The 9,491-nt window shown below is 42.1% G+C and carries 12 protein-coding genes and 2 tRNA genes; 3 read left to right on the forward strand and 11 right to left on the reverse strand.

Going from position 1 to position 9,491, the window contains the following annotated elements; translation table 11 throughout:
• Positions 1 to 92: 92 nt before the first annotated feature.
• Together GXP75_RS18830 and GXP75_RS18835 are read left to right on the forward strand one after the other, a co-directional pair.
• Positions 93 to 827 carry a CPBP family intramembrane glutamic endopeptidase gene (locus tag GXP75_RS18830; protein ID WP_061573198.1) on the forward strand — a complete coding sequence of 245 codons (735 nt, stop codon included), beginning with the start codon at positions 93 to 95 and terminating at the stop codon, positions 825 to 827.
• Positions 824 to 1,015 (forward strand): YdiK family protein, encoded by a 192-nt coding sequence (locus GXP75_RS18835; protein ID WP_003328528.1) that lies wholly within the window; start codon positions 824 to 826, stop codon positions 1,013 to 1,015. The genes GXP75_RS18830 and GXP75_RS18835 overlap by 4 nt, the downstream gene beginning before the upstream one ends.
• 42 nt (positions 1,016 to 1,057) lie before the next feature.
• Here the strand turns inward: GXP75_RS18835 and tatC are convergent, their stop codons facing one another.
• From tatC to moaC, 4 genes are read right to left on the reverse strand one after another with little or no spacing between them, the layout of a single operon-like run.
• Positions 1,058 to 1,819 carry a twin-arginine translocase subunit TatC gene (gene tatC / locus GXP75_RS18840; protein ID WP_106273252.1) on the reverse strand — a complete coding sequence of 254 codons (762 nt, stop codon included), beginning with the start codon at positions 1,817 to 1,819 and terminating at the stop codon, positions 1,058 to 1,060.
• A gap of 6 nt (positions 1,820 to 1,825) precedes the next feature.
• Entirely contained in the window at positions 1,826 to 1,999 is a 174-nt protein-coding gene (gene tatAY, locus GXP75_RS18845) for a sec-independent protein translocase protein TatAY (protein WP_061573196.1), read from the reverse strand.
• Between the two features lie 22 nt (positions 2,000 to 2,021).
• Positions 2,022 to 2,669 carry a redox-sensing transcriptional repressor Rex gene (locus GXP75_RS18850; RefSeq protein ID WP_003328531.1) on the reverse strand — a complete coding sequence of 216 codons (648 nt, stop codon included), beginning with the start codon at positions 2,667 to 2,669 and terminating at the stop codon, positions 2,022 to 2,024.
• Entirely contained in the window at positions 2,666 to 3,178 is a 513-nt protein-coding gene (gene moaC / locus GXP75_RS18855) for a cyclic pyranopterin monophosphate synthase MoaC (RefSeq protein ID WP_003328532.1), read from the reverse strand. Before moaC ends, GXP75_RS18850 begins: the two co-directional genes overlap by 4 nt.
• 136 nt (positions 3,179 to 3,314) lie before the next feature.
• Here moaC and GXP75_RS18860 point away from each other — a divergent pair, with 136 nt between their 5' ends.
• Positions 3,315 to 5,246: an ABC-F family ATP-binding cassette domain-containing protein gene (locus tag GXP75_RS18860; protein WP_242557569.1), complete on the forward strand. Its 1,932-nt coding sequence runs from the start codon at positions 3,315 to 3,317 to the stop codon at positions 5,244 to 5,246.
• A 218-nt stretch (positions 5,247 to 5,464) separates the two neighbouring features.
• Here the strand turns inward: GXP75_RS18860 and tsaD are convergent, their stop codons facing one another.
• The 7 genes from tsaD to GXP75_RS18895 form a co-directional block, all read right to left on the reverse strand.
• Positions 5,465 to 6,505: a tRNA (adenosine(37)-N6)-threonylcarbamoyltransferase complex transferase subunit TsaD gene (gene tsaD, locus GXP75_RS18865; RefSeq protein WP_242557570.1), complete on the reverse strand. Its 1,041-nt coding sequence runs from the start codon at positions 6,503 to 6,505 to the stop codon at positions 5,465 to 5,467.
• The gene (gene rimI, locus GXP75_RS18870) at positions 6,498 to 6,953 is read right to left on the reverse strand and encodes a ribosomal protein S18-alanine N-acetyltransferase (protein WP_106046233.1); all 456 of its coding nucleotides are present in this window, start codon (positions 6,951 to 6,953) and stop codon (positions 6,498 to 6,500) included. Before rimI ends, tsaD begins: the two co-directional genes overlap by 8 nt.
• A gap of 9 nt (positions 6,954 to 6,962) precedes the next feature.
• The gene (tsaB, locus tag GXP75_RS18875) at positions 6,963 to 7,652 is read right to left on the reverse strand and encodes a tRNA (adenosine(37)-N6)-threonylcarbamoyltransferase complex dimerization subunit type 1 TsaB (protein ID WP_214916689.1); all 690 of its coding nucleotides are present in this window, start codon (positions 7,650 to 7,652) and stop codon (positions 6,963 to 6,965) included.
• Complete coding sequence (tsaE, locus tag GXP75_RS18880) at positions 7,633 to 8,109, reverse strand: tRNA (adenosine(37)-N6)-threonylcarbamoyltransferase complex ATPase subunit type 1 TsaE (RefSeq protein WP_061573190.1); 477 nt, start codon at positions 8,107 to 8,109, stop codon at positions 7,633 to 7,635. The genes tsaB and tsaE overlap by 20 nt, the downstream gene beginning before the upstream one ends.
• Before the next feature lie 15 nt (positions 8,110 to 8,124).
• Positions 8,125 to 9,099 (reverse strand): thiamine-phosphate kinase, encoded by a 975-nt coding sequence (gene thiL, locus GXP75_RS18885; protein WP_242557571.1) that lies wholly within the window; start codon positions 9,097 to 9,099, stop codon positions 8,125 to 8,127.
• A 181-nt stretch (positions 9,100 to 9,280) separates the two neighbouring features.
• Positions 9,281 to 9,357 (reverse strand) — tRNA-Asp (locus GXP75_RS18890).
• A gap of 29 nt (positions 9,358 to 9,386) precedes the next feature.
• Positions 9,387 to 9,463, reverse strand: a tRNA-Met gene (locus tag GXP75_RS18895).
• Positions 9,464 to 9,491: the final 28 nt, after the last annotated feature.

The following is a 9,491-nucleotide window of genomic DNA, read 5'->3' on the forward strand; positions in this document are numbered from 1 at the left end:
TCTCCTGCCGTCTCGCTTTTTTACCGTCAGTCGAGTTGTGTTACAATAGCTATAGATGAGTTGATCTTATTGGATAAAGGAGTACATACCATTTGAAAAAACAATATTGGTTTATTATTTTGACATATGTCCTCATGCAGTTTTCAGTCATCATCGGCGTCCCTTTATTATATAAAGCAGGATTCGGAGGCGGACAAGTAACCGATGAAAACTTGATTCAGGCTCAGGGTTTGTGGTCTGTCATCAGTTTTGTCATCGGCCTGGTCATTGTTCTTCTTATTTTAAGAACAGCTCCGAAACGTACGCTCCATAATGAAAAAAAGGCTCCGATCGGCATTTCCATCATGTGGGCGATTATCGGTATTTTCCTCGCCCTTATTTCTCAGATGATTGCCGGATCTATAGAATACTATGTCTTGGGAATCGGCAGAGAATCAGAAAATACCGAAGCCATCCTGAAAATCATTCAGTCAGTTCCGCTGATGATTGCCGTTTCTTCCATCATCGGTCCAATTTTAGAAGAAATCATTTTTAGGAAAATCATTTTCGGCGTACTGTATGAAAAAACAAATTTCTTTATTGCCGGCCTGATCAGTTCGATTATTTTCGGCATTGTGCATGCTGATTTGAAACACATTCTATTATATACAGCGATGGGTTTTACCTTCGCATTTCTATATGCACGCACAAAGCGGATTATCGTACCGATTTTTGCCCATATAATGATGAATACATTCGTGGTTTTGATGCAGCTTGAACCTGTTCAAAAATACCTTGAACAGCAGAGCGCGCAAATGCAATTGATTATTGGAGGATTATTTTTATGAGGAACCCAGTGACTTGGGGATTAATATATTTTGCCGTCGGCGTCATTTTCACTTACCTCGCCGCAAGCTCACCAGGCAGCATGTGGTCTTTTTATTCCATTTTGCTGATGGTCTTCGCCGCTTACAATATAAGCATTTCTTTTAAAATGTTTGCTTTTTCACTTAAGTTGAAGAAAGATCAGAAATAATGAAAAGCCAGTCCCTAAAAACAGGACTGGCTTTTTTATGTCTTATGAAGATACATCCTTATCAGATTCCGCCATGTTTTTCTGCGACTTCAGATAAGCGGCCCTCGATATAAAAATGCTGATTTCATACAGGATCAAGAGCGGAACGGTTACCATCATATGAGACAAAAGCTCCGGCGGCGTAATCAGCGCGGCAATGACAAGCAGCGTGAAATACGCGTATTTGCGGATTTTCGCCAAAAACATCGGTGTAACAATCCCCAGCCTTGTCAGAAACATCAGAATGACCGGCATTTGAAACAGCAGTCCAAACGGAATCGTCAGCTGCAGGAGAAAATGAAAATATTCATTAATTCCTATCACTTGATTCACATCTAAATCATTAGAAATCCGCTTCATAAAATCAACAACAAAAGGAAACAAAATATAATAGGAAAATGACACGCCTGCTAAAAACAGCATAATGGCGATCGGGATATACCCAAGCGTAACCTTGCGCTCTTTTTCATACAATCCCGGACTTACAAAAGCCCAAAGCTGAAAAAGAATGATTGGTGAGGTCAGGACAAGACCGATGATAAACGCGAACTGCATAAACACGTACAGCGGGTCTGTCAGATTAAACGCATTCAGTGTAAGCTCTTTCGCTTCATCAGTCCCTTGCAGATAAACGATAGCAGGCTTCGCTAAAAAAAAGCCTGCGATAAAGAAGACGACAAAAGAAATCGCCACGATAAGCAACCGTCTTCGAAGTTCAGTTACATGCTCTATAAGCGACATTTGATTAACTTTCATAAGGGTCATCCTATCTTACTGATCTTCTTTTTTCTTCTCCTCTTCATCACTCGCTAAACCTTTAGTAGCATGTTTGAATTCACGAAGTGTGTCTCCGGCTGCTTTTCCCAGTTCAGGCAGTTTCTTAGGGCCAAAGATTATCAACGCTACAATTGCAATAACAGCAAGGCTTCCAGGACCGATCGGCATATTTTGGGATCCCCCTTTCCTTTTATTCGATTTCTTCTATTACCGAGTAGTGCTTCAAAAAATAAACCAGTGACTGAAGTTCGACAGCTAAATCTATATGATGAATTCGAATGTGTTCCGGCACATTCAAACGAGCCGGCGTAAAGTTAAGGATTCCCTTCACTCCAAGAGCGATCAAACGGTCTGTAATAGATTGGGCGGCGACCGCCGGGACAGTAAGAATCGCAACGGGCACGTCCTTAATATGGACCTCAAGATCATCTAAATTATAAACGGGAACTCCGCCTACCTCAGTTCCTATTTTACTCTGATTTATATCAAAAGCCATTGAAATTTTTGTATTATTATTTTTTGTGAAATTATAGTGGAGAAATGCTGTTCCTAAATTTCCGACACCGATTAAGATGACATTTGTCGTTTCATCCTGATCAAGTGTTTTTCTGAAAAACGACAACAAATAATCCACATTATATCCATATCCTTTTTTGCCCAGCGCCCCAAAATAGGAAAAGTCCCTGCGGATCGTGGCGGAATCTACTTTTACGGCATCACTCAGCTCAGCAGACGAAACGCGTTGCTTTCCTGATGCATGCAGATTCTTTAAAAAGCGATAATAAAGCGGCAGCCGTTTTGCTGTCGCCTGCGGAATTTTTGATTGATCCTTATTCATTTTTGGTCCTCCAAATCGTACTCGGATGTTTCTCTTTTAAAATCACCGTTTTTCCCGCCTGTTTTTTCTAACAAGCAGGTAGGACCGATGACCATGCCCTTATCTAGAGCCTTGCACATGTCATAAACGGTAAGGGCTGACACAGAAGCAGAAGTTAGCGCTTCCATTTCCACACCTGTACTCCCTTTCGTTTTGACACTTGCTTGTATATGAAGAATGGCTTCTGATTCCTTGTTTTCCCACCCAAAAGAGATATCAACTCCGCTCAGCGAGAGGGGATGGCACATCGGAATAATAGATGAAGTTTGCTTCGCCGCCATAATTCCGGCAACCTGTGCAACGGCAAGCACGTCTCCTTTGCCGATGTCATGGCTTTTTATTTTTTCGTACACTTCATTTTTCATGTGTACGCTTGAAACTGCAATCGCAGTACGAACAGTTGAAGATTTTTCGCTTATATCAACCATCTGGGCTCTGCCCTGTTCATTAAAATGAGAAAATCCATTCATATTAAACTCTCCTTAAGAAGATCATACACTATTTTCTTCTCTATGTCTTTTTCAACAATAATCAGTTCCGATGTATTGTTTGCTGACTGCTGATTGATAAGCTACACTTAACTTATTATAACAGAGGTGAAATAACATGATGATCTTACAAGTTAATCAGCTATCCAAGTCTTTTGGAGCTGATACTATTTTAACCAATATAAAGCTGGAAGTCAGATCCCGGGATCGAATTGCCATCGTAGGCAGAAACGGAGCTGGAAAATCGACTCTCCTTAAAATTATCGCAGGTCAGCTGTCATATGAAAAGGGCGAAATCGTGAAACCGAAAGATTTATCCATGGGTTATCTTGCGCAGCACACAAGCCTGGATTCTCAGCTTACCATAAAAGAGGAATTGCTGACGGTATTTGATTTCCTAAAAGAGATGGAAACAGAAATGCGTCTCATTGAAGAAAAAATGGCGACCGCTGAAGCAAATGACCTTGAAACTCTGATGAAAACCTATGACAGGCTTCAGCAAGACTTTAAAGACAAAGGCGGCTATCAATATGAAGCAGATGTAAGATCTGTGCTGCACGGGCTCGGCTTTAGCCATTTTGACGATACCGCGCAAGTACAGAGTCTAAGCGGCGGGCAAAAGACAAGACTTGCATTGGGGAAGCTGCTGTTAACACAGCCTGATTTGCTTATCCTGGATGAACCGACCAACCACCTCGATATTGATACGCTGACGTGGCTTGAACACTACTTACAGGGCTATAAAGGCGCCATCCTTATCGTCTCCCATGACCGCTACTTTCTTGATAAAGTGGTCAATCAAGTGTACGAGGTCTCACGCTCAGAAAGCAAAAAATATCACGGCAACTACAGTGCCTATTTAGAACAAAAAGCCGAGCAGTATGAAAAGGATCTGAAAATGTACGAAAAACAGCAAGGTGAAATCGCCAAGCTGCAAGACTTTGTTGATCGAAACCTGGCCAGAGCTTCTACAACAAAACGGGCACAAAGCAGACGGAAGCAGCTTGAACGGATGGACGTCATGTCTAGGCCGTTAGGTGACGAAAAAACAGCCGCTTTCCGTTTCGAAATAACAAAGCAAAGCGGAAATGACGTCTTACGTGCCCAAGATCTCACCATCAGCTATAAGGACCAGCCGGCGCTCCTCACCGGACTGACGTTCAGCATCACAAGAGGAGAAAGCGCCGCACTTGTCGGCCCGAACGGAATCGGAAAATCAACCTTATTAAAAACATTGATCAAAACACTTGAGCCGGATATAGGAACGATTTCCTACGGGTCAAATGTCAGTATCGGTTACTACGATCAGGAACAAGCCAAATTGACATCATCTAAACGCGTACTGGACGAGCTGTGGGACGAATATCCGGAGCTTGCAGAGAAAGAGATTCGAACATGCCTTGGGAATTTTTTATTCTCAGGAGATGATGTCCTGAAACCAGTCCATTCACTAAGCGGCGGTGAAAAAGCAAGAGTCGCATTGGCAAAGCTGATGCTTCAAAAGGCCAATTTTCTTATTCTTGATGAACCGACGAACCATCTTGATTTAGATAGCAAAGAAGTGCTTGAGAATGCACTGATCGACTATCCGGGCACTCTTTTATTTGTCTCTCACGATCGTTATTTTATAAACCGTATCGCAACAAGAGTATTTGAACTGTCCAGAAACAATGTTGAAGAGTTCCTTGGAGACTATGACTACTATACCGAGAAAAAAACACAGCAGCGCGAACTAGAAGAATTAGAGCGGCAGACAGCCGAACAAGTACAGAGCCCCGCCGCCGGAAAATCTGAATCAAAACGCTCTTATGAAGAAGAAAAAGAGTGGAAAAAGAAAGAACGCCAAAGAATCAGACGCATCGAAGAAATTGAATCAAATGTATCAGAGATAGAAGAAAAAATCAGCCATAACGAAGAAATGCTTTGTGACCCTGAAGTATATCAAAATCACGAGAAAGTCCAAGCCATTCATGTAGACAATGAAAATTTGAATCACCACCTGGAAAACCTGCTTGCAGAATGGGAAGAACTGTCCACAGAAGACATATAAAAAAGTCAAGCACCTCTTTTTAGAGGTGTTTTTTTATCCACAAAAAAACGCCTTTCCAATCAAGAAAGAAAGCGCTTTATACACAATATCCACAAAATATTCTGATTTTATCCCCGTTACTAACAAGCTACAATCCCTTTATCCACCTTTAGTTTAATAATTATTCACACCATTGTGGATAATTAAGAATTATCTGTTAATAAAATAAAAGCCTCACATTATCTTGTGAGACTTTCAAAGGATATCAATTCAAGTCCGGGCTGACCGTTCATATAGTAAGTGCCCCGTATTCCTTTTTCATATGCAATCGTACCGGCAGCAGCAATCATTGCCGCATTATCAGTACATAAATATAGCGGGGGAATTAACAGATCGATATCACTATGCTGATCAAATTCTTCCTGTAATGCAGCCCTCAAGCCTCTGTTGGCAGCCACTCCTCCCGCAAGAAGAACCTGTTTAACGCCGTACTCCTTCGCTGCACGTGCCGTTTTTGTCACAAGCACATCGATTACGCTTTCCTGAAAGCTGGCGGAAAGGTCTTCAGGAGAAATAACCTGCCCTTTCTGAGCTGCATTATGAAGCGTATTAATCACAGCTGATTTCAAACCGCTGAAGCTAAAATGATAGGATCCTTCTTCAAGCCATGCGCGAGGCAGCGGAATATTCGCAGTTCCTTTCTCAGCAAGCCTGTCAATCTGAGGACCTCCCGGATATGAAAGCCCCATTGTTCTGGCTACTTTATCATAAGCTTCGCCTGCAGCATCATCAAGTGTTTCCCCGATGACTTCAAATGAACCATGCTCTTTCATATAAACCAGCTCAGTATGACCGCCAGAAACAACCAGCGCTAATGCCGGAAAGACAAGCTCCTCAATCAGCCTGTTCGCATAAATATGACCGGCTATATGATGAACTCCGATTAAAGGAATATTATGGGCAAAGCTCAAAGCCTTAGCCGCATTGACTCCAATCAAAAGCGCCCCTACAAGCCCAGGTCCTTCTGTAACGGCAATCGCATCAATATCAGCAAATGTCATGCCTGCTTTATGGAACGTTTCCTCTATAACAAGCGTAATTTGTTCAACATGATGCCTTGAGGCAATTTCAGGCACCACTCCTCCAAAACGTTTATGGCTTTCAATTTGAGAGGCAACAACATTCGATACGATTTCTCTCCCATTTTTAACAATAGAAGCCGCAGTTTCATCACAGCTTGTTTCAATTCCTAATACATATAAATCTTTTTGCTCATTCATTTATTGTCACCCACATAATTAACGCATCTTCCCCGTTATCCGTATAATAGTTTTTTCTGATTCCACCAGGCTGAAGACCGCACTTTTTATATAAGCCTTGGGCAGGATGATTCGAGACTCTTACTTCTAGTGAAAGCCGTCTCGCTTCCTTCTCTTTACATAGTTCAAGCGCCGAACGAAAAAGAGCCTCTCCTAAAGATTGTCCTCTATATTCAGACTTGATGGCGATATTCGTAATTTGTGCATCATCCATCACAATCCAAATCCCGCAAAAACCTGCCAGACAGCCATCTTTTTCAATGACAAGGTAATGGGCATATGAATTTTCCAAGAGTTCATGGTAAAAAGACTCCTTCGTCCAGGGAGACGTAAAGGAAGCCGATTCAATTTCATACACTTCATCAATATCATCGAGCTGCATTTTTCTAATCGCTGATTTTGTTTTCATCACATCACCCTATTTTTGACTTTCGATCCATTTCGCTTCCGCCTCAGCAAGACGCAAATAATCCGGAACAAGCTGATGAACGTCCTCGGCCTCTTTTTCAGCACCTAAATAAGCCAATTCTGAAGGCCGCGGATTGTGAAGGGCAGCATCTCCCATAACCGCTTGATGAGCCAATATATCTTGAATCGTCTGATCATGAATCGCTGTATCATGTCCCAAAAATAATACTTGCTGACCTTTTTCTTTTAACATCCCGAGCCACTCAGTCAACAGCACATTCCGGTCTGGAAGGACAGGGTGCAGAAGGCCGTCTTTATATTCATAAAGCCCCGTATACACCTGTCCGCGTCTTGCATCAAATAAAGGGCTGATCAAACCATTGAAATAACGACCGTTCGCAGCTAACGCTTCTAAACTTGATACAGAAGAAATAGGAACATTTAAAGACCATGCCAGTGTTTTAGCAAGTGTAACCCCTATTCTGACCCCGGTATATGACCCAGGCCCTTTTGCAACAACAACCTTAGAAATATCCTCAGGCTTCAAATCACAATCGTTCAAAAGAGCATGTACAGCAGGCATGGCTCTTACAGAATGATTTTTTTTAAGATATGTAATATACTCCGCAACCACTTTCGTTTCCTGTACCAGGGCTATACCCAGCGTGTAGTTCGACGTATCAATTGCTAATATTGTCATGTTTATTGATCTCCTCACAAAGCGTTTCATATCGTTTTCCAACGGCCGTGAAGGTAATTTCTCTTTCTTCATCTCCGACTCTTTTCAGCACAATTTCCAGACGGTCATGGGGCAGCTGATCCTGAATTAAATGAGCCCATTCAACCAGACACACACCTTGCCCTTCAAAATATTCTTCCAGCCCTAAATCCTCACTCTCGTCTTCCATTCTATACACGTCCATATGATATAAAGGAAGCGAGCCATCATTATATTCTTTAATAATAGTGAAAGTCGGGCTGTTCACTACACGACTAATTCCTAGGCCTTCAGCAAAACCTTTTGTAAAAGTGGTTTTTCCTGCACCTAAATCGCCTTCTAATGTCAGGACATCTCCCGGTCTTGAAAACGAAGCAGTGAGCTTTGCAATTGCTTTTGTTTCTTCGGGATTTTTTGTTTTCCATGTTAATTGCTTCACTGTAAATCACCCGTCTTATCTAAAATGATTATATCCTTTTTTCTCAAGAGCCATCCTTTGGCTTCCTGTATTCAATATTACACTGCTTTCTGTTTTCTCAATTACTACCCCTATTTGTTTTATGGGGATGCAGAGCTTTTTGCACTGCTCCTTTAACAAGTCCCACTCAAGGTTTGAAATGGTTCCCGTAAGTTCAAAATCCTCTCCGCCAAATAATGCCCACTTCTGCCATTGAGGATGAAGTTTGGACAAATCTTGGCGGACTGGAAGCAGGCTTTCTTCAATTTCAATTGTAACTGAGCTGGCTTCCGCAATTTCATTTAATTCACTGGCCAATCCATCGCTTATATCATTTAAAGCCACACGCTCAAATGTCGAACATAACCTGCCAGCCGCCACTCTTGGTTCCGGCCGTTTATGCCTTTTAATAAAATGAGCCGTTTCAATAGATACAGGAGGAGAAAACTCTTCTAATAACAGAGAAAGACCTGCGGCAGAGCAACCTAGTTCGCCTGTCACAAACACAATATCATTCGGCTTAGCCGAACTTCGCAAACACGCCCGTCTTTGCTCGACTTCACCAATTACAGTCACAGTGACCACTAATTTATCCGAAGTAGAAACTGAATCTCCGCCAATCAGATCCATCTGGTATAGTTTCGCCAGCTCATTCATTCCTTCATACATTGCTCTTACATCTGCTGCCTGCAATGTTGCGGGGACTGCAATAGAAACCAAATAGAACTTAGGAAATCCCCCCATGGCGGCAATGTCACTGATATTGACAGCCAGAGCCTTATAACCAATATCTTGAGGGCTGGAATACTCCAATTTGAAATGGACATCCTCGACCATTGTATCGACGCACACAATTTCCTGAACCCCTCTATTTGCAGTATAAACGGCAGCGTCATCACCAATCCCTACGTCAACGGAAGAATGATGGATTGTCGGTGGAGTGATACTGTGTATCAGGTCAAACTCATCCATACTACTACCTCCTTTCCGCCATACTTTTTCATGTGTACTGCTTCTAGTGTATCGAATTATGTTCTAATGTCCAAGACTTTGTCGATATAAAGAAAGCTTGGCAATAAACCAAGCTGCTGATTCTTATAAAAGAAAACACAAAAAAAACGAAAACATGATCGTTTCGTTTACAAATAAAAAATGGCGGTCCGGACGGGACTCGAACCCGCGACCTCCTGCGTGACAGGCAGGCATTCTAACCAACTGAACTACCGGACCATATTTCACTTTTATGTAGTGAATAAATTTGGTTGCGGGGGCAGGATTTGAACCTGCGACCTTCGGGTTATGAGCCCGACGAGCTACCGAACTGCTCCACCCCGCGATGATAAAATATGTTTTTAAAAACAAAA

The organism is Bacillus sp. HU-1818 (assembly GCF_022695965.1).
In the GTDB taxonomy this organism is placed as follows: domain Bacteria; phylum Bacillota; class Bacilli; order Bacillales; family Bacillaceae; genus Bacillus; species Bacillus atrophaeus.